Annotated in this window: 22 protein-coding genes and 1 riboswitch; of the genes, 10 read left to right on the top strand and 12 right to left on the bottom strand. The window is 64.0% G+C overall.

What is annotated here, in order from left to right; genetic code table 11:
- Complete coding sequence (locus AC0L4C_RS09435; RefSeq protein ID WP_473403380.1) at positions 1-936, bottom strand: DMT family transporter; 936 nt, start codon at positions 934-936, stop codon at positions 1-3.
- Positions 937-1,095: 159 nt separating this feature from the next.
- Between AC0L4C_RS09435 and AC0L4C_RS09440 the strand changes: the two genes are divergently transcribed.
- Entirely contained in the window at positions 1,096-2,385 is a 1,290-nt protein-coding gene (locus AC0L4C_RS09440; RefSeq protein WP_473403381.1) for an adenylosuccinate synthase, read from the top strand.
- Between the two features lie 47 nt (positions 2,386-2,432).
- Positions 2,433-4,688 carry a hypothetical protein gene (locus AC0L4C_RS09445; RefSeq protein WP_473403382.1) on the top strand — a complete coding sequence of 752 codons (2,256 nt, stop codon included), beginning with the start codon at positions 2,433-2,435 and terminating at the stop codon, positions 4,686-4,688.
- On the opposite strand, the gene AC0L4C_RS09450 is transcribed toward AC0L4C_RS09445, so the two are convergent.
- From AC0L4C_RS09450 to thiB, 3 genes are read right to left on the bottom strand one after another with little or no spacing between them, the layout of a single operon-like run.
- Positions 4,677-5,315, bottom strand: coding sequence for an ATP-binding cassette domain-containing protein (locus AC0L4C_RS09450; RefSeq protein ID WP_473403383.1), 639 nt, complete (start codon positions 5,313-5,315; stop codon positions 4,677-4,679). The genes AC0L4C_RS09445 and AC0L4C_RS09450 overlap by 12 nt on opposite strands.
- Positions 5,302-6,900 (bottom strand): ABC transporter permease family protein, encoded by a 1,599-nt coding sequence (locus AC0L4C_RS09455; RefSeq protein ID WP_473403384.1) that lies wholly within the window; start codon positions 6,898-6,900, stop codon positions 5,302-5,304. The genes AC0L4C_RS09450 and AC0L4C_RS09455 overlap by 14 nt, the downstream gene beginning before the upstream one ends.
- The gene (gene thiB / locus AC0L4C_RS09460) at positions 6,875-7,876 is read right to left on the bottom strand and encodes a thiamine ABC transporter substrate binding subunit (RefSeq protein ID WP_473403385.1); all 1,002 of its coding nucleotides are present in this window, start codon (positions 7,874-7,876) and stop codon (positions 6,875-6,877) included. The genes AC0L4C_RS09455 and thiB overlap by 26 nt, the downstream gene beginning before the upstream one ends.
- A gap of 68 nt (positions 7,877-7,944) precedes the next feature.
- Positions 7,945-8,042: riboswitch (TPP riboswitch) on the bottom strand.
- Positions 8,043-8,068: 26 nt separating this feature from the next.
- Here thiB and AC0L4C_RS09465 point away from each other — a divergent pair.
- Positions 8,069-8,776 (top strand): thiamine diphosphokinase, encoded by a 708-nt coding sequence (locus tag AC0L4C_RS09465; protein WP_473403386.1) that lies wholly within the window; start codon positions 8,069-8,071, stop codon positions 8,774-8,776.
- A 54-nt stretch (positions 8,777-8,830) separates the two neighbouring features.
- Here the strand turns inward: AC0L4C_RS09465 and rpoH are convergent, their stop codons facing one another.
- On the bottom strand, positions 8,831-9,721 hold the full coding sequence (gene rpoH, locus AC0L4C_RS09470) for an RNA polymerase sigma factor RpoH (RefSeq protein ID WP_473403387.1): 891 nt from the start codon (positions 9,719-9,721) through the stop codon (positions 8,831-8,833).
- Positions 9,722-9,880: 159 nt separating this feature from the next.
- The gene (locus AC0L4C_RS09475; RefSeq protein ID WP_473403388.1) at positions 9,881-10,900 is read right to left on the bottom strand and encodes an RluA family pseudouridine synthase; all 1,020 of its coding nucleotides are present in this window, start codon (positions 10,898-10,900) and stop codon (positions 9,881-9,883) included.
- On the opposite strand from AC0L4C_RS09475, the gene AC0L4C_RS09480 reads away from it, so the two are divergent.
- The gene (locus AC0L4C_RS09480; protein ID WP_473403389.1) at positions 10,899-11,255 is read left to right on the top strand and encodes a hypothetical protein; all 357 of its coding nucleotides are present in this window, start codon (positions 10,899-10,901) and stop codon (positions 11,253-11,255) included. The two genes, AC0L4C_RS09475 and AC0L4C_RS09480, sit on opposite strands and share 2 nt — an antisense overlap.
- 4 nt (positions 11,256-11,259) lie before the next feature.
- Here AC0L4C_RS09480 and AC0L4C_RS09485 read toward each other — a convergent pair whose 3' ends face one another.
- Together AC0L4C_RS09485 and AC0L4C_RS09490 are read right to left on the bottom strand one after the other, a co-directional pair.
- Positions 11,260-12,456: a hypothetical protein gene (locus AC0L4C_RS09485; protein WP_473403390.1), complete on the bottom strand. Its 1,197-nt coding sequence runs from the start codon at positions 12,454-12,456 to the stop codon at positions 11,260-11,262.
- 213 nt (positions 12,457-12,669) lie between these two features.
- Complete coding sequence (locus AC0L4C_RS09490) at positions 12,670-13,242, bottom strand: DUF1134 domain-containing protein (RefSeq protein WP_473403391.1); 573 nt, start codon at positions 13,240-13,242, stop codon at positions 12,670-12,672.
- A gap of 156 nt (positions 13,243-13,398) precedes the next feature.
- Here AC0L4C_RS09490 and AC0L4C_RS09495 point away from each other — a divergent pair, with 156 nt between their 5' ends.
- The 3 genes from AC0L4C_RS09495 (at position 13,399) to AC0L4C_RS09505 (ending at position 15,199) form a co-directional block, all read left to right on the top strand.
- The gene (locus tag AC0L4C_RS09495) at positions 13,399-13,956 is read left to right on the top strand and encodes a YHS domain-containing (seleno)protein (protein ID WP_473403392.1); all 558 of its coding nucleotides are present in this window, start codon (positions 13,399-13,401) and stop codon (positions 13,954-13,956) included.
- Between the two features lie 66 nt (positions 13,957-14,022).
- Entirely contained in the window at positions 14,023-14,697 is a 675-nt protein-coding gene (gene chpT / locus AC0L4C_RS09500) for a histidine phosphotransferase ChpT (protein ID WP_473403393.1), read from the top strand.
- 124 nt (positions 14,698-14,821) lie between these two features.
- Positions 14,822-15,199, top strand: a complete 378-nt coding sequence (locus tag AC0L4C_RS09505) for a response regulator (RefSeq protein WP_473403394.1) — start codon at positions 14,822-14,824, stop codon at positions 15,197-15,199.
- Between the two features lie 20 nt (positions 15,200-15,219).
- Here the strand turns inward: AC0L4C_RS09505 and AC0L4C_RS09510 are convergent, their stop codons facing one another.
- Positions 15,220-15,861, bottom strand: coding sequence for a DUF2306 domain-containing protein (locus AC0L4C_RS09510; protein ID WP_473403395.1), 642 nt, complete (start codon positions 15,859-15,861; stop codon positions 15,220-15,222).
- 81 nt (positions 15,862-15,942) lie between these two features.
- Between AC0L4C_RS09510 and AC0L4C_RS09515 the strand changes: the two genes are divergently transcribed.
- Positions 15,943-16,524: a TetR/AcrR family transcriptional regulator gene (locus AC0L4C_RS09515; RefSeq protein WP_473403396.1), complete on the top strand. Its 582-nt coding sequence runs from the start codon at positions 15,943-15,945 to the stop codon at positions 16,522-16,524.
- Positions 16,525-16,605: 81 nt separating this feature from the next.
- Here the strand turns inward: AC0L4C_RS09515 and ctrA are convergent, their stop codons facing one another.
- Complete coding sequence (ctrA, locus tag AC0L4C_RS09520) at positions 16,606-17,313, bottom strand: response regulator transcription factor CtrA (protein WP_473403397.1); 708 nt, start codon at positions 17,311-17,313, stop codon at positions 16,606-16,608.
- Positions 17,314-17,701: 388 nt separating this feature from the next.
- Here ctrA and fliI point away from each other — a divergent pair, with 388 nt between their 5' ends.
- Both fliI and fliJ read left to right on the top strand, forming a co-directional pair.
- Complete coding sequence (gene fliI, locus AC0L4C_RS09525) at positions 17,702-19,039, top strand: flagellar protein export ATPase FliI (RefSeq protein WP_473403398.1); 1,338 nt, start codon at positions 17,702-17,704, stop codon at positions 19,037-19,039.
- A 24-nt stretch (positions 19,040-19,063) separates the two neighbouring features.
- Positions 19,064-19,477 carry a flagellar export protein FliJ gene (gene fliJ, locus AC0L4C_RS09530; RefSeq protein WP_473403399.1) on the top strand — a complete coding sequence of 138 codons (414 nt, stop codon included), beginning with the start codon at positions 19,064-19,066 and terminating at the stop codon, positions 19,475-19,477.
- Positions 19,478-19,554: 77 nt separating this feature from the next.
- On the opposite strand, the gene AC0L4C_RS09535 is transcribed toward fliJ, so the two are convergent.
- Entirely contained in the window at positions 19,555-20,535 is a 981-nt protein-coding gene (locus AC0L4C_RS09535) for a PRC-barrel domain-containing protein (RefSeq protein WP_473403400.1), read from the bottom strand.
- A 316-nt stretch (positions 20,536-20,851) separates the two neighbouring features.
- Positions 20,852-21,970, bottom strand: coding sequence for a zinc-binding metallopeptidase family protein (locus AC0L4C_RS09540; protein ID WP_473403401.1), 1,119 nt, complete (start codon positions 21,968-21,970; stop codon positions 20,852-20,854).
- Positions 21,971-21,985: the final 15 nt, after the last annotated feature.

Below are 21,985 nucleotides of genomic sequence, written 5' to 3' on the forward strand. Positions count from 1 at the left end.
TCAGCGCCTGCGAACGGAGAATTCGGCCAGCACGATGCCGATGATCACGAGGCTGGCGGCGGCGATGTGGAACAGCTCGAGCCGTTCCCCGAGCACCAGCACCGAGCCGACAGTGCCGAAGATCGGGATCAGGTTGACGAAAAGGCTGGCGCGGTTGGACCCGATCAGCTCGACGCCGCGCACGTAGAGAATCTGCGAGATCACCGAGGGAAAGAGGATGGTGTAGGCAACGATGCCCCAGCCAAACGGCGTGATCTCGGGCAGCTGCGCGAAAAAGGCGCCGATGCCGCCGCCGATCACCGCCTGGAAGAAGAACGAGGCAAGGCTCGCGGCGATCACCGAGGCGACGAAAAAGCTCATCCAGTGGACCTGCGGCTTCCAGCGCAACGCGATCGAGTAGATGGCATAGGCAAGGCTCGCCGTGATCACCATCAGGTCGCCGACATTGACCTCGAGCGCCAAGATACGGCCCAGGTCGCCATGCGTGGCCGTGATCGCGACCCCCAGGATGGTCAGCACGACGCCCAGAATCTGCAGGCCGCGCACGCGGGTGCGGAACAGGGCGAAGTTGAGCAGCATGACGAAGATGTTGACCGCCACCTGCTCGATGGCAATGTTGACGCCCGAGGTGTGGTGGGCGGCCATATAGACCAGCACATTGAAGGTGGCGAAGCCGACGGCGCCGTAGACGAAGAACAGCGGCCATTTGCCGCGAATGGCCGGCCAGTCGCGCCGGAGCGGGCGCAGGGCAAACGGCAGCACGGCCAGCAATGCGCCGCCCCAACGCAGGATCATCAAGGCGTTAGGTTCGATCTGGCCCACGGCGAGCTTGCCCGCAACGACATTGCCGCCCCAGAAGAGCGTGGTCAGCGTCAGGATGATGTAGGCAGTTGAAAGGCCGGCAATGGGCGGCTCGGCGGAAGGCGGATTTGTCATAAATGCACGAGTAGTTTAAAGGGTCATCGCCATACCAGCGAAATGCAGCAGGTCCAGAACGGACACGCGGGTTGGCGCAAGACTTATCAAGGTTTTTGCGGCAGCAGGCCAGCGCTTTGACGTCTGGCAGCCTGCCCGGGTTCGGGGACAGACTTTTTCATGGCAAATGTAGTAGTCGTCGGTAGCCAGTGGGGCGACGAGGGCAAGGGCAAGATCGTCGACTGGCTGAGCGAGCGGGCCGACGTCGTGGTGCGCTATCAGGGCGGTCACAATGCCGGCCATACGCTGGTGATCGACGGGGTCAGCTACAAGCTGTCGCTGCTGCCATCGGGGCTGGTGCGGGGCAAGCTCTCGGTTATCGGCAATGGCGTGGTGGTCGATCCGCATCACTTCGTCAAGGAGCTGGAAAGCCTTGGCGAGCAGGGCGTGCACGTCACGCCGGAGATCCTGCGCATTGCCGACAATGCGCCGCTGATCCTCAGCCTGCACCGCGAACTCGATGCCATCCGCGAGAACGCCAATTCGGGTCTCAAGATCGGCACCACCAAGCGCGGTATCGGTCCGGCCTATGAAGACAAGGTCGGTCGCCGCGCCATCCGGCTGTGCGACCTGGCCGAGCCGGACACGCTCGACGACAAGATCGAGCGCCTGCTGAGCCATCACAATGCACTGCGCCGCGGCATGAACCTGGTCGAACTCGATCCGGCTGCGCTGAAGGCCGAACTGATGTCGGTCAAGGACGCCATCCTGCCCTATATGGATCAGGTCTGGCGCATTCTGGAGGAAAAACGCCGGGCCGGCGCGCGCATCCTGTTCGAGGGTGCGCAGGGCGCGCTGCTCGACAATGATCACGGCACTTATCCCTTCGTGACCTCGTCCAATACCGTCTCCGGGCAGGCTGCGGCCGGGTCGGGACTGGGCCCCACGGCCATCGGCTATGTGCTCGGAATCACCAAGGCCTACACCACCCGGGTGGGCGAAGGACCGTTCCCCACAGAAGATTTCGGTGAAGTGGGCAACTTCCTTGGACAACGCGGCCATGAATTCGGCACAGTTACAGGGCGTAAGCGTCGTTGTGGCTGGTTTGATGCGGTGCTGGTTCGCCAGACCGTCCGGACCTCTGGGATCACTGGTATCGCTTTGACAAAGCTCGATGTTCTCGACGGCTTGAAAGAGATCAAGGTTTGCGTGGGCTATGAGCTCGACGGCAAGCGAATCGATTTTCTGCCTGCCTCAATGGGGGCACAAGCCGCTGTTAAGCCGATCTACGAGACGCTGGAAGGCTGGTCGGATACGACGGCGGGGGCGCGGAGCTGGTCCGAGTTGCCGGCTCAGGCGGTCAAGTATGTCCGGTATATCGAGGAATTGATCGGTGCACCTGTCGCGATGCTGTCCACCAGCCCGGAACGGCTGGATACCATACTGGTGCATGACCCGTTCCAAGACTGAAAATTTTTGCTAAAACGTTCCGGCCAATGACGAGTGTTATGTAACGAATGGCAGATTACAAAGAGCTGCTACGCAGGGCGGTAGAGGCCCTGCCCGAGAATAACGGGGCCGCACGGCGCGCTGTCTATGAAAAGGCGCGCGCGGCACTGGTCGGGCAGTTGCGTGCCATCAACCCGCCGCTGGCAGCCCGCGATATCACCACGCACCGTCTGCAGCTCGAGGATTGCATCCGTCAGGTCGAGCAGGAATCGAGCGAGGCAGTGATTGCCGGCATGACCAATGGTCATGACCATGCACCGCCGCCGCCGGTCTATTTCGAGCCGCCTCCGGCGCAGAGCAAGCAGTTGGCAGCGCCGGGCCGTGGGCCGGCCAAGCCGCAGCTCAATGCCGAGGCCGAGAAGGCGCCCAAGGAGGCACCGCGTTCGCAGCAGCCGGGTGCCTCGATCGAGGACATCATTGCCGCCGCCGATCGCGATGCCCGCGAGCACGGCCGCAACGGCGCCAGCAAGCCCGAGCCCAAGACGCAGTCCAAGCCGATCCAGTTGCGCAGCGTCCCGCCGCAGCCGGTGCACGAGGCAGAACCCGAAGACGACGATCAGGACGACCAGATCGAGCCGGTCGCGCCGCCGCCCAAGGCAACTGCCACGCCCCGGCCCGGTGGACGGCCGTTGCCGGCCATTGTGGCACGCGCCGAGGCCGCCCGGGGCCGTACGGCGTCGACGGCCTTCGGCGTCCCGCACGACAAGCCGCAGGATGGCGGTCGGCGCGGGCCGACGCTTGAAGCCCGCCGCGACGCGCCCGGCCCGCGTTTCGAGCCGGCCCGTGGGCCGCAACTGGCCATCCGCCAGCAGCAGAGCGCCGAGCCCGTGGCTTTCCTCGATCCGCCACCGCAGGTCGCAGCGGCCATGTCGTCGGTGCGCGAAGTCGAGCTCGAGCCCGAGGCAACGGCCGCAGATCCGCAGGGCCTGATCGACCGCGCCATGGCGACGCTCGACCGCGAGGCCCGCGGCGATACGCTGCCGGACGCCTATGACGACGATGCCGACGACGCCAGCGAAGAGACCGACGATGAAGACGAGGCGGTAGCGCCCTCCCGCGGGCTGATCGGCGGCATGTTCCCCGATGCCCGCCGTGGGGAGCCTGCCAAGGCCAAGGGCGCCCGCGCGCTGCAGATCCCGCGGCCGGAAAAGGCCAAGCGCGACGACAAGCCGAAGCGTGACGCCAAGGCCGAGCGCCAGACACGTGACGACAGCGAAGAGCGCGTGCCCCGCGGGCGGCGCGGACGCGAATCGGCGCTTGGCGAGAACGGTTTCCCGCGTGCCCGGGCCGAGGAAGACCGCGGCGGCATTTCCGCCGTTACCATCTTCCTGATCGTCTTCTCGGTCTTGCTGCTGGGCGCCGGTGGCGCCGGTGTGTGGGCCTGGAACGAGGGCTATCTCAATCTCGACTCGGTGTTTGCCAACAAGCCGGTGGTGGCCAGCACGGCGGCGACGCCAAGTGCCGCGGCAACGCCGGAGGCCGTCGCCGAAGCCGCGGTGCCGCAGAGCGGGCCGGGCAATACCACGCTGAACGACACGGCGCCTGCCGTCGTGCCCGAACTCAAGCAGGACTCGCGCCTGCCATCCGAGCCGGTTGCCGTTGCCGATACCCCGGCACTGGCCATCGCGCCGCTGCCGGCCGAAAGCGCCCAGCGCCTCGGTTCCGACACGGCTGCCGGCGCCATTGGCGACGCCACCAGCCAGATTGCCGCGCTCAATCCGGAGGGCAGCCAGTCGCTGCTGCTGGAAGCCTCGGACGACGGCAAGACCGGTGCGGTGCCCTTTTCGGGCTCTGTGGAGTGGAGCAAGGGCAAGGACGAGACCGGGCTGCCGACGCTGGTCGGCAAGGCTTCGATCCCGGCGCGCAACCTCGGCGTCGATATCCTCATCCGCAAGAACGTCGATACGACACTCCCCGCCAGCCATCTGATGGAAGTCGGCTTCAAGGTGTCCGACAGCTTCATCGGCGGTTCGGTGGCCGGGCTGCCCGGCGTGCTGCTCAAGAATGAGGAACTGGTGCAGGGCCAGCCGCTGGTCGGCGCCTCGGCCCGCGTGGTCGGCAACTCGTTCCTCTTCGCGCTCAGTTCGTCGCCGGAAGACATCACGGCCAACAACCAGTTGCTGACTTCGCGCAAGTGGATGGACCTGGCGGTGATCTATGCCACCGGCAAGCGGGCCATCATCACGCTGGAGAAGGATTCTGCGGCGCAGGCCCTGTTCGACGAGGTCTTTGCGACCTGGTCGACAACGGCCTCAGCCCAGTAGCAGCCGACCCTCGGCGATCCGGTACGTCCGGGTCGCCAGCGCCGCAATATCATCGACATGATGGCTGACGAGCAGGGTGATCCAGCCATGGGTCACCGTCAGCGATTTCACCAGGTCCCGCACCGCGCCCCGCGTCTCGTCGTCGAGCGCCGAGAACGGTTCGTCGAGCAGCAGCACCGGGCGATTGCGCAGCAGCGTGCGGGCCAGCCCGACGCGCTGCTTCTGGCCGCCCGAGAGCGTGTCGGCGCGCTGTCGGCCGATGTCGGGCATGCCCACTTCGCGCAAGGCATCGGCGACCTTGCGCTCCCGTTCCGGTCTGCTGATCTTCTGAGGCAGGCCCAGTGCCACATTATGGGCGGCGGTGAGGTGCTCGAAGAGGGTTTCGGACTGGAAGAGGATCGAGACTGGACGATCTTCGGGCCGGAGCGGCAACAGGCTCTGGCCGTCCAGCGTCAGTGTCCCGCCGGTCGGCGTCAGAAAGCCGGCCACCAGGTCGAGCAGGGTCGACTTGCCCGAACCGCTGGCGCCGCTGACGGCGGTGATCTCGCCGGGCGCTGCGGTCATGGAGAAATCATAACCCTCGGTCTGGCCGGGATGGCGATAGGCAAGATGGTCAAGGACGAGCATCGCCGAACCTTCCGAAGAGTTTGGGAATGAGGATGAACGCGGCCAGCGTGATGACCAGCATCACCGCAGCGATCCCGCCGGCATCGTTGGAGCGATAGGCGACGAGGGCGCGCGACATCAGCAGCGGCAGGGTGACGAAATCCTGTGTGCCGAACAGCGAGATGACGCCCAAATCGCCGAGCGAGAAGCAGAAGGCGAGGGCGGTGACCACACCGGCATCTCCGGCTATCAGCGGCCACTCGACGGTCCTGAACTGCCGCCAGCCCGAGAGCCCGAGCGACCGGATCAGCTTGCCGCGGCGGCTGGCAATGGCCTCCAGCGGCGGACCGAGGGTCGAGATCGCATAGGGCAGCGCCAGCAGGGTATTGGCGACGATCACGACCACCGGGGCGGCAAGCGCCGGGTCGATGCCGGCATTGCGGGCGAGGAGGAAAAAGCCCAGTGCCAGCACCACGGCGGGCACCGCCAGATAGGCATAGGCCGGCGCCCCCAGTCCGGATTTCAGCAGTCGCGTGCTGCTGGCGGCGCGGCCCGCCGCCAGTATGAGCCCGAGTATCAGCGTCAGGACGGCCGACACGGTGGCGATGGTCAGGCTGGCGACGGTGCTGCGCCAGAAGGACGCTTGATAGATCAGCGAGCCAAGGGCCGGCGCGACGCCTTCGAGCAGGATGGCAATGAGCGGCAGGCCGAAGCCAAGAACCGCGATGGCGAGGATCAGCCATTGCGCGACCTGTACCGGCGGCCGGTCCTGCCAGCTCTGTACCGCCGACTTGCCCAGATTGGCGGGAATCGGCGCGGCCGCGGCGGCCAGCAGGATGATGCTGGCGCAGACGGCGATCTGTACCAGCGCCAGCGTGACGGCGCCCTGCAGGTCGAAATCAAAACGCACCGCCGAATAGATCGCCACTTCCAGCGTCTGGTTGGCAGGGCCGCCGCCCAGCAGCAGCACCACCGGAAAGCTGGTGAAGGCGAGAAGGAAAATGATGGCGCCCAGTCCGGGCAGGGTGGGGCGAATGGCCGGCCAGTCGATCAGCATGAAGCGCTGCACGGCCGAAAGCCCGAGGCTTTGGCCGGTCTTCAGCCGGTAGGCCGGCACCGAGCCGAGGCGGGCCAGCAGGATGCGCGCCGCAAACGAGGCGTCGAGCAGCACATGGGCAAACAGGATGCCGCCCAGCCCGAAGATCGGGAACTGGAAGCCGGTCAGTTCGGCCACCCAGCCGGCGCGGCCCCAGATGGCCAGCAGCCCGAAGGCAATGATGATCCCCGGCGTGACGATGGCGGAGGCAAAGAGCCCGACAATCAGGTCGCGCCCCGGAAAGCGGAGGCGATTGAGAGCCCAGGCGACGGCAGTGCCGACGAGCAGCGACAGCACGGTGGTGAGGCCGGCCTGGGTGATGGTGGTCACCAGCAGCCAGGGGACATCGATCTGGCTTGATGGCGCGCTGCCCTCGGTGGTGGCGGTCGCCACGATCGACCAGAACACCAGCGCGATCAGCGCGGCGATGCCGACGCCGATTGCCGCCCCGGCCAGAAGCCGGAGCGGACGGTGGGGCAGGGTGCTACTGGATGGCTGCAAGAGCAGCATCGACCCAGGCCCGGCTGTTGGCCGCGATGTCGGCTTCGTCGATCTGCAGCAGCTTGGGCGTCGGCGCCTCGCTGAAGGCGGCCGGCAGATCGGCGCCGATATCGACCACGGGGTACATCCAGTTGGTCGTCGGAATGACCTTCTGGCCCTCGACCGACGTCAGATAGGTCAGGAAGGTCTTGGCCAGGTCCTGCTGGTCGGACGACTTGAGGATGCCGGCGATCTCGGTCTGGGCCACGTGGCCTTCCTCGAACACGGCCGCCGCGTACTTGTCGACGCCCTCGGCGACCTGGTGGTAGGTCGGCGAGGTCGTGTAGGAGAGGACCATGTCGGCCTCGCCGTCGAGGAAGAGGCCATAGGCCTCGGACCAGCCGCGGGTCATGGTCAGGATATGCGGCTTGAGGCCGGCCCAGATTTCCGGCGCGCGGTCACCATAGGCGGCCTGGACCCAGAACACATTGCCCAGCCCGGGACTGGACGAACGCGGGTCCTCGATGACGACCTTGACGTCATCGGGCAGCGCGATCAGTTCCTCGAAGTTCCTGGGCGGGTTGGGCATCTTCTCCTTGTCATAGACATAGGCGAAATAGCCGTAGTCGAAGGGGACGAAATCGGCGTCGGTCCAGGTCTCGGGCAGCACCAGATTGTCCAGCGACAAGCCGTGCGGCACGAACAGGCCGGTGGCGCGGGCTTCGGGCGCGGTGGCGGTATCCAGTCCGACAATCACGTCGGCCTTGGTGGTCTGGCCTTCGAGTTGCACCTTGCGCAGCACGGCAATGGCATCATCGGCGGTATTGAACTCGATGATGCAGCCGCAGGTGGCTTCGAAGCCGGTCTTCAGCGCCGGGCCGGGGCCCCATTCGGCGGCGAAGCTGTCATAGGTATAGACGTGCAGAGTGGGCAGTTCCTGGGCGCTTGCCGGCAGAGCGGCAAGTCCTAGAACAGCCGCAAGCGCGACGGGTAGCAGTCTGACCATAGGTCATTCCCTTCGGGTTCGCGGCCATATTGAAGAAGGGAATACGTGAATGGTCAGAACGCATTGCGCCCTTGCCATCTCGAACTTCCTCCGCCAGCATGACCTGGTTCAGGTTCAATGGGTAACTCTCAGTTCCGGAAAGCCCGGAACACCCCAGCGAGACGCCTGACACTTAGAGCGAGACAAACTGCCGTGCAAGAGCGGTCCGTTCATACTTCCGTTGAGACAATCACGTTCGAAGGCGTTCTCGTCATCGTTGGCGGCGGTGCTGTCGACCTCGACGTCCTGCGCGAGCTCTATGTCAACGGCGGACGCCTGGTGGGTGCCGACAGCGGCGCCGACTCCATCGTGGCCGCCGGCCTCAAGCCCGAAGCCATTATCGGCGACTTCGATTCCATCGCCGAGCCGCATGCCTGGCTGGGCAAGACGCGGCTGATGCAGCTCGCCGAGCAGGAAACCACCGATTTCGAGAAAGCGCTATATTCCACCCGCGCCCCGGTAACCGTGGCGCTGGGGATGACCGGCAAGCGCTTCGACCACACGCTGGCGGCACTCGACGCCGTCACGCGCTATGCCAGCCGCCGCAAGATCATCCTCGTCGACGAGGAAGATCTTGCCGTGGCACTCGACGACAAGTTCTCCTTTACCGTGGCACCTGGCGAACGGGTCTCGATCCATCCGCTGGCACCGGTGACGTTCTGGCATTCGGACGGGCTGAAATATCCGCTCGATGCGGTCAAGCTAGCGCCCGGCGTGCGCACCGGCACGTCGAACTCGGCCGACCTTGGTCCGTTCACCATCGTGCCCGAGGAGGGTATCCACGCGCCCTGGCTGCTGATCCTCGACCGTCGGCATCTGGTGGCGCTGATCGACAAGCTGATGGCGGCGCCGCGGCGCTGATTCCGCGCAAAGAAAAACCCCGGTTCGCACCGGGGTTCTGGATTGTTCTGGAGATCAGGCCTCTGCCTGCTCGAGCGCCTGCTGCTTGGCCGCCTTCTGGACCGCTTCCTGCACCTTTTCGAAGGCGCGGACCTCGATCTGGCGGATGCGCTCGCGGCTGACGCCATATTCCTGCGCCAGTTCCTCGAGCGTGGCCGGATCCTCCTTCAGGCGGCGGGCCTGGAAGATGGCCTTTTCGCGATCGTTGAGGTCGTCCATGGCGTTGCTGAGCAACCCCATGCGCTCGGTATATTCCTCGCTCTCGCCCAGCGTCGTTTCCTGGCTGGGCGTGTCGTCGACCAGCCAGTCCTGCCACTCCGAGGTGCCTTCGTCGGCGCGCATCGGCGCGTTGAGCGAGGCATCGCCGGTCAGGCGCTGGTTCATCGAGACGACATCGTTCTCGGTGACGTGCAGCGTCGTCGCAATCTGCTTGATCTGGTCGGGATGCAGGTTGCCGTCATCGAGGGCGGCAATCTGGCCCTTGATCTTGCGCAGGTTGAAGAACAGGCGCTTCTGCGCCGCCGTGGTGCCGATCTTGACCAGGCTCCACGAGCGCAGCACGTATTCCTGGATAGCGGCGCGGATCCACCACATGGCGTAGGTGGCGAGACGGAAACCCTTCTCCGGCTCAAATCGCTTCACCGCATGCATCAGGCCGACATTGCCTTCGGAGATGACCTCGGAGATCGGCAGGCCGTAGCCGCGATACCCCATGGCGATCTTGGCCACCAGACGCAGATGCGAGGTGATCAGGCGCTGGGCAGCGCCGGGATCCTCATGCTCCTTGTAGCGCTTGGCGAGCATGTATTCTTCATCAGGCTCCAGCATCGGAAACTTCCGAATTTCCTGGAGGTAGCGGCTGAGGCCGCCTTCGGTCGAAAGGACCGGCAGATTTGACTGGGCCATTGACGCACCCCTTCTCTTTCCCCCGCGTGCGGGCAGATTTGGTCAGCCGCATCCATCCGGCATGCTGGCTCACGCGTCTTGCTAATATAGGTCGAAATCAGGCGGTGATAAGGCCCCGCTGGCGCAGCGCCGCATCACCGCCTCGTGGTTTTCACGCCGTCAACGCGCGAACGCATGATCATAAGGCTCGAGAGCCGCCTGAAGTTCCATCAGATCGGCAGGAAGTTCGGCCTCGAAGGTCATTTCCTCGCCGCTGACGGGGTGTTCAAACCCCAGTTCGGCGGCATGCAGGGCCTGCCTGCCCAGGGTTTGCACGATCTGGCGGGCAGCGTCGGGCAGGCGCACGGCCTTGGTGGCAAAGCCGGTGGCATAGACCGGATCGGCAACCAGCGGATGGCCAATATAGGCCATATGCACGCGGATCTGGTGGGTGCGGCCGGTTTCCAGCTCGCAGCGGATACGGGTGATGTCCCAGCCGTCGTCGCCGAAGCGCTGTTCCACCGCATAGTGGGTGATCGCCTCGCGGCCATCCTTGCGGACCGCCTGCTTGAGACGGGCGTTCTGGTCGCGGCCGAGCGGCGCGTCGACGGTGCCGCGGCCCTGTTCGGTGCGGCCCCAGGCCCAGGCCAGATAGGCGCGGTGCAGCGGTCCGGTGCGGCCGTGATCGGCGAACTGGGCTGCCAGGTGGCGCTGCGCCAGCTCGGTCTTGGCGGCGACCATGACGCCGGAGGTGTCCTTGTCGAGGCGGTGCACGATGCCCGGCCGCTTGACCCCGCCAATGCCGACCAGGCTCTGGCCGCAGTGGTAGAGCAGGGCATTGACCAGCGTGCCGGTCAGGTTACCGACGGCGGGGTGCACCACCATGCCCACCGGCTTGTTGATGACGATCAGCTGGTCGTCCTCGAACAGGATGTCGAGGGGGATGTTCTCGGGCGTCGGATCGGCTTCCACCGGCTCGGGCGCGGCCAGCACGATGCTCTGTCCGGCGCTGACCTTGTATTTGGGCTCGGTCACGGTTTCACCGTTGATCGAAACCGCCCCGGCCAGTATCAGGTCTTTCACGCGGCTGCGGGAAAATGCCTCAAGGCCACGGGCGAGCACGCCGTCGAGGCGATCACCGGCCTCCTTGGCGTCGACCTCGACAACCCATTCCATCTCCTCACTGGAGTCGTCCTGCATGAGCGATCCTCAAAAACCTGAGCCGGCGGCAGAACTGACGCCAGAGGCCCGCGCCATCATGGGGCGCGCGCGCAAATCGTTCCTGTTCTCCATCGGCCTGCTGATTATCGGCTTTATCGCCATCGGCGGGGCGCTTGTCTACCGGGCTTCGCAGTCCGGCGACAGCGGCACGGGTTCAGCGGGCGACTATGTCATCGCGTCACTGCAGATTCCGGCAGGGGCGGTGATCATCTCGGCGGTCGCCGCCGATGGCCGGCTGACGGTCACCTACAAGGCCGGGGCGATGACCAGCGTGCGCATCTTCGACGGCAAGAGCGGCGAGATGATCCGCGAAATTCCGGTGTTGAGCGAATAGCAGCCTAGTTGCGGCCCTGGATGTCGCGCAGTGCCGCCATGCGATCGGAGACCGAGCCTTCGGGCTGCGGTGCCGCAGCGGCATGCTTGGACTTGAGGGCGGACTGCACCGGGAATTCCTCGACCTTCAGGCCGTCGTCGGCAAAGCGCTGGACGCGGTCGAAGAGGCTCTCCTCGTTGTCGACCGGCCCGTTGCCCTCGATGGCATAAACCAGCCGGCTGACGTCGGAGGCAATGTCGTTGAGCCGCTCGCGCAGGTGCGACTGCTCGATGCGGTCGCTGTCCCAATCGGCCATGACGGTGGACTCGACGGTCAGTACCTTGGTCTTGAGCCGCTCCATCTCTTCCTCGAGCGACAGTTTTTCGGCCAGCAGCTGCTCGCGCTTCTGTTCGCCGGACTCGACGGTGCGGGTGGTTTCCTCGAGCAGCAGGCTGACGCGGCTTTCCGCATCGGCGATGCGGGCCTCCGCCTCGACCAGCTCGGCCTTGGCCGCGTCTTCGGCGTCCTCGCGCCGGGCGAGGGAGCTGCGCAGTTCGGCGGCGGCGGCGGTGGCGCCGGCGGTGCGCTTGTCGGACGATTCGAGCTGGCTGAGCAGCGAGCGGTTCTGGGTCTCGAGGAAATCGGCGCGCTTGCGCTCGGTGTCGAGCTTGCCGAGCACGGCATCCATGTCCTTGTTGTACTCGCCGGTCAGCGGCTTGCCATCGACGGTGACCTGCTTGGGTACATTGGTGCGGATGGCCTGGCGGGCGGCCTCGAGCTGGTTCACCTTGTCGGAATATTCGCGGTCGCGCATGCGCAGTTTCTGGCTGAGGTCGGCGCTTTCCTTTTCGAGTTCGAGCACGCGCCGGCGCAGTTCGCCCTCGCGTTCCTCGAGTTCGCGGACGATCGTCAGGTGGCCGTCGCGCTCGCCCTTCATGCCGCCCAGTTCGTTGCGCTTGCGATTGATGTCGCGCACCTGATCGGAAAGCCGGCGGCGCAGCGCCTCGACATTCATCTCGAGGCGGCGGGTGGCGAGGGCGAACTCGGCGCGCAACTGATCCTTGTCGGCGCGGAATTCGGCCATGGTCATGGGCGTTGCCGCCTCGATGCGCTTTTTCGTCAGGCGGACGGCGCGGCGCCAGACGGCCGGCATGATCATCAGGGCCAGGAGCCCGGCCAGCAGCAGGCCGAGCACAAAGTACATGATGTTCTCAACGACCATTCGATCACTCCGCCCAAACACTCAGGGCACATAGCTATGTCAGGAAACGCGCTTGCCCAGCATGACAGCAACGGGCCCCCTGGACCATCTTTGCCATTGATTAACCTTACCCGAGAAGCGTCGTGTGGTCACCTTCGGAAAGCTGGCTATGCGACGGCAAAAGGCCCGCCGGAAAGACGGGCCCTGAACTGCCGGAGCTGCGGGACTGCTGCTTCAGAACGGGTTCCAGGTCGGCTGATCGGTGAATTTGAGGTAGCCGACATTGACGCCGGCGCGCAGGCCGACGCCGGAGCGGATGGGGACCATGACCACATCGCCGTACTTGATCACCGTCATGCCGAGGCCACCCACCACATAGGCGGAGCCGTCGACGCCGGGATAGCGGCCATAGGCCTGCTGCACCGAGCTCAGGTTGTAGACCAGCATCATCACCTTGGAGCCGTCGCCGCCGAAGTCGATGCCGACCGTCGGACCCTGCCAGAAGATCTGATGCTCGCCCTGGTTGCGGGTATACATGGTGCCCTGGCCGTAGCGGGCGCCGGCAAAGAAGGCGCCGCCGGCTTCCTCGCCGAGGATATAGGCGTTGGGCAGGCCGAACTGGCTGGTGGCTCGCTCGACCAGCGACGCCAGCCCCTGGGCGACCGATCCGAAGAACTCGCCGCCGGTCTGCACCAGTTCTTCACCCGAATAGGTGTCGGACAGCGAACCTGACTGCGCCTGGGCTGCGACCGGTGCGAGCGCAAGCCCGAGCACGAGTGCGATACTGATGGCGATACGCTTGAGCATCAAAAGTCTCCGGTGAATGGCTTGGGGCATTCATTTACGAAGCGCACACCTTGATGGGTTTACTCTTCGGCCCTGTTTCGCCCCTTACAAACCTAGGCGGCCATGGCGGCGATGATGCGGCAAACGTGTAAACAAATCTTAACCATGCTCGGGGCGATGCTGCTCCTCGCGATGGGGTCGGTGCCGCTGCAGGCGCAGTCGATCATCTCGACGATCGTGACCGATCCGCTGACCGGCGTTGCCATCGATGGCTACGATCCGGTCAGCTATTTCACCGGCGGCACGCCGCAACCAGGCGATCCGGCGTTCGAGTACTACTGGGCCGGCGTGCCATGGTACTTTGCCTCTGCCGCCAATCGCGACGTATTCATGCGCGCGCCCGACGTCTATGCGCCGCAATATGGCGGGCACTGCCAGATGAGCCTTGCCCGGGGCTATCTCTCGGACGGCAAGGCGACGATCTACGCCATCGTCAACATGCGGCTCTACCTCTTCTATTCGGCCGCCAACCGCGAGGCGTTCCTGCTCAGCCCCGACAAGGCCATGGCCGATGCGCGCGGCAGCTGGACGACGCTGTCGGCAAGGTTGAACGGTCCGAAGTCCGAGTTGCCGATCGGCGAGCCGGTGGTCGCAACCGCCTCCGCGGCGAGCGATCACGAGTCTACCGTGCCGCATGCTCCCGCCCTAGGCAGCAGTGCGGCGCAACATCCGTAGATCGGGCAAGGCCCGGCACGGTAAGCTTCCCGCAATTGATTCGATATTTATCTGGAGACCCGACCTATGGCGGAATTCATCGAGCTCAAAGCAACCGATCTGGCTGCCATGCTCTGTTCTCGTGTCTGTCACGACCTCATCAATCCGGTCGGGGCCATCGGCAACGGACTTGAAGTGCTCGGCGATCCCAGCCAGGTGGCGATGCAGGAGGGGGCGCAGGAGCTGATTGCCAACTCCGCCAAGCATGCCCGTGCCAAGCTGGAATTCGCCCGCCTGGCCTATGGCGCGTCGTCCACCGCCGGCACCGATTTCGATACGCGCGAGTGCGAGCGCGTTGCCAAGCTGTTGTTTGAAATCGAGAAAGCCGAGCTTGACTGGCAGGTGCCGCTGATCCTGCTGCCCAAGCACAAGGCCAAGCTGCTCATGAACATGCTGCTGATCGCCGCCATGGCGGTGCCGCGCGGTGGCGTGGTCAAGGTAACGGTCGACGGCCCCGCCGGCGAAGAGAAATTCGTCTTCCAGTCGACCAGCGACGCCGAAAAGCGGCAGAAGACGCTGATGCCATCGGGCGCCGAAGATCTGCTCTCGGGCTCGCCCGAGGGCGGTGTCGACGCGCGCGGTATCCAGCCGTTCTACACCGGTATTCTCGCCCGCATGACCGACATGGACCTCAAGATCTGGATCGAGGACAGCGTCTTCAACTTCACCGCGACGCCGAAGTCCGTCGCCGTGGCGGCCTGACCGACGGCATCGGCGCGGCGCTGAGGCGAAAAATCTTCAGCCCGTGCTAACCATTCGTAGGGACAATTGAGGGATAATAACCTCAAGCGTTTATCGTCGCAGCCAGTACACTGGAAGACGCATTATGAAGTCCTGCCTGATCGTTGATGACTCGAGTGTGGTGCGCAAAGTGGCGCGTCGTATTCTTGAGGACATGGACTTCATCGTCGACGAAGCCGAAGACGGCCAGGAAGCCTTCGACAAGTGCCGGCAGGAAATGCCCGACGCCATCCTGCTCGACTGGCAGATGCCGATCATGAGCGGGCTCGAGTTCCTCAAGCTGCTGCGCGCCTTCGTCGGCGGCACCACGTGCCGCGTCATCTACTGCGTCACCGAATATGACGTCGGCCAGATCGCCCTCGCCAAGAAAGCGGGCGCCAACGACTATCTCATGAAGCCGTTCGACCGCGAAATGCTCGAAGCGGCCTTCCTCAGCGAGATGGAAGAACGCCGCGCCAGCTGAGCTGGCACAGCCAGAACGCTTCAGGCCAGGACCTCTGGCGCTCTCGTCTGTCTCGCCTTGCCGGCGCGGCGCCGGCGCCATTCGACATATGCGAGCGGGATCAGCCAGCTGATCCAGGCCGTGATGTCGTAGGTTCCGGTGGGTGTCATTCCCGCCATCACCAATGGGAGCATGATGAGACGCAGGACGACGGCGGCAAAGGTCATGGCGGCCGATCGCATCATCCAGACACGGTGCGCCGCCGTTCTTCCGGCCCGCGCATGGCCGATCGCGGTGAGTGTTGTTCCCATCCAGAGGATCGCGAGCAGGGCAAAACCTGTGGCTGCCCAGGTCGATCCGAGAAAACGAGGGAGTAGCAGGAGAGATCCGATCCCCGAAACGAGAATCGATACCGAATAGGTGTAGCCCAGCACGCGATGCACCATCCGATGGCGACTGCGCAGTCCGCCCCAGAACTGGAACGGCATCACCAGAAGCGCGAGGGGGGCAAAGACGATATGGGCGTAGAGCGGCAGGTTGTGGCTCCCGACATAGTGCGCCAGGTGCGGCGCCACGTTCTGAAAGCCGGCAATCGACGCCAGCACCACGACGGTCAATGAGACGACTGGAACTCCAATCGAGAAAAACCACCACAGTCCGCGAGAAACGGTCCCCGGTTTCATAGCTACCCCTCCATCTTGTCAGTGTAAAGATGGCTTGACTAGTTTGCCATCATGACAATGTCAAGATAGAGTCTGTGCGGCATGAGCTCTTCCGACTACCACCATGGTGATCTGCGCAACTCGTTGATCCGGGCGGGGCTGGAGATCCTCGACCGCGACGGCCTGGACGGACTCAGTCTACGCAAGGTCGCGGCATTGGCAGGCGTGTCGCATGCCGCGCCGGCCCATCATTTCGCCAATCGCGAAGCGCTGTTCGTGGCCATTGCCGCACACGGCTTTGATCGGTTCCGCGATTACATGATGGAGGATCGTTTCGCGGAGGGTTCGTCTCCACGCGACCAGCTGATCGGGATATCGCGGGGTTATCTTCGCTTTGCGCGGGAGCAGCCAGCGCTCTTCCGTCTCAATTTCAGCTTTGAATACAAGAGCCGGCCCGACGGTGAGCTGGAGGCTGCGTCGGAGCGCGCCTATCTGGTGCTAGTCGATGTCTGCAGGCTCTTTGAGCCCGACCCGGCGGGACCGGGCGTGAACGAACTCAAGGTCTGGTCGGTCGTCCATGGCTATGCCACGCTGTCGATGTTTCGGCGCGGTCAGGGCGCGGACGAGGGACCGGTTCCGATCGAGTTGCTCTTGCCAAATCTCAAGCCGCTGGCTGCGGAGTGACCAAAAAGCAAAACCCCGCGCCTTTCGGCACGGGGTCTCAGGTTCGCCGCAACTGCGAACGGTGAGGGGAGAAGTCGATGCTTAGGCGACGCTCTCGGCAAATGCTTCGCTCTCGTCGGGTTCGCGCAGCACGTAGCCACGGCCCCAGACGGTCTCGATATAGTTCTTGCCACCGGTGGCCACGCTGAGCTTCTTGCGCAGCTTGCAGATGAACACGTCGATGATCTTGAGTTCGGGCTCGTCCATGCCGCCGTAGAGATGGTTGAGGAACATCTCCTTGGTGAGCGTCGTGCCCTTGCGGAGCGAGAGCAGCTCCAGCATCTGGTATTCCTTGCCCGTCAGGTGGACGCGGGCGCCGGTCACTTCGACGGTCTTGGTGTCGAGGTTGACGGTCAGGTCGCCGGTCGAGATGACCGACTGGGCATGACCCTTGGAGCGACGCACGATGGCGTGGATACGGGCGACCAGTTCGTCCTTGTGGAACGGCTTGGTCATGTAGTCGTCGGCGCCGAAGCCGAGGCCCCGGACCTTGTCCTCGATACCGGCGAGGCCGGAGAGGATCAGAATTGGTGTCTGCACCTTGGCGACGCGGAGCGTGCGGAGCACCTCGTAGCCGCTCATGTCAGGCAAATTCAAGTCAAGCAGGATGATATCGTAATCGTACAGCTTCCCGAGATCGACGCCCTCTTCACCGAGGTCCGTCGTGTACACATTGAAACTCTCGGATTTGAGCATCAACTCGATGCTCTGCGCCGTCGCGCTATCGTCCTCAATCAAGAGTACACGCATGCCATTCCCCTTAAACCGTTCCTAGCTGGAACCGGTTGAAGCGCTTTTCAGCCTCAACCCTAACCGAACCCTACTGGATATGACTCAAACCTAAGCCCAACTAGTTAACAAAGTTTAATTCTGATCCGCAAGATGCAACATGTTGCTGCGAGGAAATATCTTAAACTGCTGAAAACATTGAAGAAACGGGATGAATTTTTGTTAAGAAAAAGGATTAAGAAACCTCTCCAATCGACTCTCAGGACTCAGGGATTGCCGGGATAGCTCGGTGGACAAAGGCTCGGACGCCGGAGGTGATGGCGGAGCGAAGCTAACGCCCTTGGTTAACGCATTTTGCTTAACGTTGCGTTACCTTCGGGGCAATCGATTCGAACCATGAGTATTGCGCTTGAAAGCCTTGACCGCCGCGATTGACGCTATCGACGATGTCGAAGTGTTCGGCCGGGTGAAGACCGTGCAGGGCCTGCTCATCGAGGTGGTGGGCCCGGTGCGCGAGCTGCGCGTGGGCGGCCGGGTGATCATCGAGACCACGGCGGGCGGCGAGCTTGCCTCCGAAATTATCGGCTTTCGCGACGGCCATGCGCTCTGCCTGCCCTTCGGTCCGCTGACCGGGGTGCGGCTGGGCTGCAAGGCGGTGTTCCAGAGCAATGACGGGGCCGCCTTTCCAAGCGATGCGTGGCTGGGGCGGGTGATCAACGCCAATGGCGATGCCATTGACGGGCTCGGGCCGGTGCCGCGCGGCGCTGCGGCCTATCCGCTGCGCCAGACGCCGCTGCCGGCGCATGAACGGGCCCGCGTCGGGGCCCCGATCGACATGGGGGTGCGGACGCTCAATACCTTCACCACCATGTGCGACGGCCAGCGCATGGGCATCTTTGCCGGTTCGGGCGTCGGCAAGTCGGTGCTTATGTCGATGCTGGCGCGCAATGCCTCGGTCGATGTCGCGGTGATCGGCCTGATCGGCGAGCGCGGCCGCGAGGTGCAGGAGTTCGTCACCGAATATCTGGGCGAGGAGGGGTTGAAGCGCGCTGTCGTGGTGGTTGCCACCTCCGACGAGGCGGCGCTGATGCGGCGCCAGGCGGCCTACCTCACGGTGACGCTCTGCGAATATTTCCGCGACCAGGGCAAGCGCGTGCTCTGCATGATGGACAGCCTGACGCGCTTTGCCATGGCGCAGCGCGAGATCGGCCTCGCTACCGGCGAACCGCCCACGGCCAAGGGCTATCCGCCCACTGTTTTCACCGAACTTCCCAGATTGTTGGAAAGAGCCGGTCCGGGGCTGGTGAATTCGGGCTCTGTTACCGGTCTATTTACCGTTTTGGTTGAAGGTGATGATCACAACGAGCCCATCGCCGATGCCGTCCGCGGCATTCTCGACGGGCACATTGTAATGGAGCGCTCAATTGCCGAGCGGGGACGTTATCCCGCCGTCAACGTGCTCCGGTCCATCTCGCGGACCATGCCTGGGTGCGTACCGGTCGATTTCAGACCAACCCTGGCCAAGGCCCGCGAGCTCATGTCGATCTATGCCGACATGGAGGAGCTGATCCGGCTGGGGGCTTACCGGAAGGGATCGGATCCGAAAGTGGACCGCGCGATTGCCATCAACCCGGCGCTGGAGGCTTTCCTCACGCAGCAACGGGAAGAGCGGACCTCGATTGCCGACGGCTATCAATTGCTGGAGGCGATCGTGGAAAAGGCCGTCGCCGACCAGAAGAGTGCCTGACTTGATGTGTAAGGAGTGCAAGTCATGAAATCGCGCAGCGAAAGCCTGATCCGGCTGAAAAAATTCCAGGTGGACGAAAAGCGCCGCCAGGTGACGCAGATCGAGATGATGGTCGCCGATTTCGAAAGAATGGCGAGCGAGCTCGATCAGCAGATCGAAATCGAACAACAAAAGACCGGCATCTCGGATGTGGCGCATTTCGCCTATTCGACCTTTGCCAAGGCGGCCATCACGCGCCGCGATAACCTCTTGGCATCGGCCAATGACATGAAAGACAAGCTCGAGGCAGCACAGGATATGCTGGCCGAGGCGGTCGAGGATCTCAAGAAGGTCGAATTGCTCGACCAGCGCGAGCATGGCCGCGAGCAGGCGGCAGCCTCCAAGGCGGAGCAGGAAGAGTACGACGAGGTCGCCCGCTTCCGGCACATGCGCAGCTAAACCAACACATTAGGCTGTGGACGCACAAACGAAAAAGGCCCGCCGAAGCGGGCCTTTCGCATTTCAGTCAGGCAACCTTACGACTGCGCATTGGCGTCGAGCACGACGCGCTGGCTGTCGCGGTTGGCGGCATAGCCGTCCTTGTCGAAGGCCGGGGCCGCTTCCATCTGGTCGCGCGTGATCGGCATGATCAGCGAGCGGTTGCCGGTGTTGGAGTCGGCAAGGAACTCGAGGTTGTCGATGGCCACGGCAACCGGCTTGGTGCCGATCCCGAGGAAGCCGCCGAAGTCGATGATCACGGCGTCGATCGAACCGTCTTCGTTCAGAGCAAGGTCACCGATGGCGCCGATATGCTCGTCATTCTCGCCGTAGACATTGGTGCCGATGAGTTCTTCGGCGGTCAGCTGGCTGGCATCGAAGGGCGCCATGTTGGTGCGGTCAAGCGGGTCCATACGAGTGCCGTCGGCCGGTGCCATGGCGGAGTCGGTGTTGACCGTGCCCGTGGCCGTCTGGTCGGCAGCCATGGAATTGTCGGCCGGCAGCGTGGTGTTGGCGGCCGTATCGGTCGACATCGCGGCATCGTTGTTCATGGCCGGATCGACGGCCATGGTGTCGGTGGCAGCGGTGTCCATGGGCTGGTCATCGTTCCACTCGAAAGTCGGCGCGTTGTTCAGCGCTTCCTTGGTGGTTTCGAGAACGTAGCGCTCGGAATTGTCTTCAGCCACGACCCACTGCAGGGCGTCCATCGACACGGCAACGTTCTTTTCGCCGATCCCGAGGAAACCGCCGACACCGATGATCACGGCATCGATGGAGCCGTCATCGCCGACGACGAGGTTGTTGACGTCGCCGATATGTTCGGCGTCGGCTGCAGCCGAGGAGTAGACCTGCTTGCCGATGATTTCGGTTGCGAGGTTGTCGCTGTCAGTGGCGACGTAGCCGCTGGCCAGGATGTTGGAGGACGGCATCGCCGTCGTCTTTACGGCGGCATCCTGGGCCATCGTACCACCCGTCAGCATGAGCGTGAGGGCGGTAGTGGTCATCAGTGTCCGGATCATTGTAGTCTCCATGTGTTCGTCTGCGTGATGAACAGCCGTGCGACGCAAAGCTTTGCGGTGCTGCGTCGCACGGCCCTATGGCACCCCAACGCGATAGTGCGGCGACTGTTCCCGGAAATCTGCGACGAACGCGAAGACAAATAAAAAGGCCGGCCCGTGTTCGGGTCCGGCCTTTTCCGCCTCCCAGCGGTTTGTTCCGACGGCGCTCCAGATGCGCAGGGGCCGCCTGATGAAAGGACAATAGCGGAGATAGTCGGGCCTGGCGCGTTTGCCCGGGTTAACGGGTAAACGATCCATTAAGGCACGGCCATGGCGCCTACTGCGCCGGCGTATTGATCGGGATGGCCTGGTTGCCGCGGGGTACGGTCCATTGCGCGGCGCCTGCGTCGCGGATCAGCTGGTGGATGAAGCCGAGCTTCTCGATCACGCTGCGCGACAGCACGAATGGATAGGCATCGTGCTGGCCAACGGCGCGGTTGAGATTGTTGATCAGCGCCGCCAGCGGTACCCAGCCTTCGATCAGTTCGGCAATGCTGCCCTGCCAGTAGGGGTCGCGGTCGCCGGCGGCCGCCAGCGCGCCGCGCGGGTCGACCTTGGGCTGCAGGCGCACGCCGAAGGCCGAGGCCATCTCGGTGGTGTCCACCAGATGCAGATAGTGGGCGAAGGTCTCGGCGAAATCTTCCCACGGGTGCGAGGTGGCGTAGGCCGAAATAAAGTGCTGCTGCCAGTCGGCCGGTGCGCCCCGCGCATAGTGGCGCTGCAGCGCCGCGTCATAGTCCGCAGACTCGTCGCCGAAGAGCGCCCGGAACTGGCTCAGCTTGCTGCCATTGGCGCCAATCAGAATGTCCCAGTAGTGGTGGCCGATCTCGTGCCGGAAGTGCCCGAGCAGCGTGCGGTAGGGCTCGTTGAACTGCGTCCGTCGATATTCGCGCGCGGCGTCGTCCGCCTCCTTGAGGGCGATGGTGATGATGCCATTGTCATGACCGGTCATCACCGGTTCGGGGCCCATGTCCTCGTTCAGAAAGCGGAAACGCAGGCCATGCAGCGGATCTTCCTGGCGGGTGGCAAGGGGCAGGTGGAAGCGCAGCAGCGAATAGATCAGCCGCTTCTTGGCACGCTCGATCACCTGCCAGCGGCCACGGTCGACGGGATCGTCGATATTGGGCACCACTTCGTTGTGCCGGCAGGCGCGGCAGAAGGGGTCGGCGCCGGGCGCGTGCTCAACCAGCCAGTTGCAGGCGCCGTGGCGGGCATTGGCGCAGAACACGAATGTGCGGTTATTCAGCGACGGCGCGGTCCAGGTGTCGGGACCGCCGGTCAGCGAGACCAGCTCGTTGGTCGTCGGCTCGTAGCCGAGAGTGCGCCCGCAGCGCTCGCAGCGGGTGTTCTCGAAGTACAAAAGGTTGCCGCAGTTGTCGCAGCTGTAGAGTTTCATCGGGGGAGCCTATCA

Source organism: Devosia sp. J20-27 (genome assembly GCF_055808595.1).

Coding starts and splice junctions, on each gene's coding strand:
- AC0L4C_RS09455 (WP_473403384.1), bottom strand. CDS start 6,900: ATGCTGCTCTTGCAGCCATCCAGTAGCACCCTGCCCCACCGTCCGCTC.
- AC0L4C_RS09510 (WP_473403395.1), bottom strand. CDS start 15,861: ATGAAACCGGGGACCGTTTCTCGCGGACTGTGGTGGTTTTTCTCGATT.
- AC0L4C_RS09495 (WP_473403392.1), top strand. CDS start 13,399: ATGCTGCTCCTCGCGATGGGGTCGGTGCCGCTGCAGGCGCAGTCGATC.
- AC0L4C_RS09505 (WP_473403394.1), top strand. CDS start 14,822: ATGAAGTCCTGCCTGATCGTTGATGACTCGAGTGTGGTGCGCAAAGTG.
- AC0L4C_RS09480 (WP_473403389.1), top strand. CDS start 10,899: ATGAGCGATCCTCAAAAACCTGAGCCGGCGGCAGAACTGACGCCAGAG.
- fliJ (WP_473403399.1), top strand. CDS start 19,064: ATGAAATCGCGCAGCGAAAGCCTGATCCGGCTGAAAAAATTCCAGGTG.
- AC0L4C_RS09535 (WP_473403400.1), bottom strand. CDS start 20,535: ATGATCCGGACACTGATGACCACTACCGCCCTCACGCTCATGCTGACG.
- AC0L4C_RS09490 (WP_473403391.1), bottom strand. CDS start 13,242: ATGCTCAAGCGTATCGCCATCAGTATCGCACTCGTGCTCGGGCTTGCG.
- AC0L4C_RS09435 (WP_473403380.1), bottom strand. CDS start 936: ATGACAAATCCGCCTTCCGCCGAGCCGCCCATTGCCGGCCTTTCAACT.
- thiB (WP_473403385.1), bottom strand. CDS start 7,876: ATGGTCAGACTGCTACCCGTCGCGCTTGCGGCTGTTCTAGGACTTGCC.
- AC0L4C_RS09515 (WP_473403396.1), top strand. CDS start 15,943: ATGAGCTCTTCCGACTACCACCATGGTGATCTGCGCAACTCGTTGATC.
- ctrA (WP_473403397.1), bottom strand. CDS start 17,313: ATGCGTGTACTCTTGATTGAGGACGATAGCGCGACGGCGCAGAGCATC.
- AC0L4C_RS09440 (WP_473403381.1), top strand. CDS start 1,096: ATGGCAAATGTAGTAGTCGTCGGTAGCCAGTGGGGCGACGAGGGCAAG.
- AC0L4C_RS09475 (WP_473403388.1), bottom strand. CDS start 10,900: ATGCAGGACGACTCCAGTGAGGAGATGGAATGGGTTGTCGAGGTCGAC.
- AC0L4C_RS09450 (WP_473403383.1), bottom strand. CDS start 5,315: ATGCTCGTCCTTGACCATCTTGCCTATCGCCATCCCGGCCAGACCGAG.
- AC0L4C_RS09540 (WP_473403401.1), bottom strand. CDS start 21,970: ATGAAACTCTACAGCTGCGACAACTGCGGCAACCTTTTGTACTTCGAG.
- AC0L4C_RS09445 (WP_473403382.1), top strand. CDS start 2,433: ATGGCAGATTACAAAGAGCTGCTACGCAGGGCGGTAGAGGCCCTGCCC.
- rpoH (WP_473403387.1), bottom strand. CDS start 9,721: ATGGCCCAGTCAAATCTGCCGGTCCTTTCGACCGAAGGCGGCCTCAGC.
- AC0L4C_RS09485 (WP_473403390.1), bottom strand. CDS start 12,456: ATGGTCGTTGAGAACATCATGTACTTTGTGCTCGGCCTGCTGCTGGCC.
- chpT (WP_473403393.1), top strand. CDS start 14,023: ATGGCGGAATTCATCGAGCTCAAAGCAACCGATCTGGCTGCCATGCTC.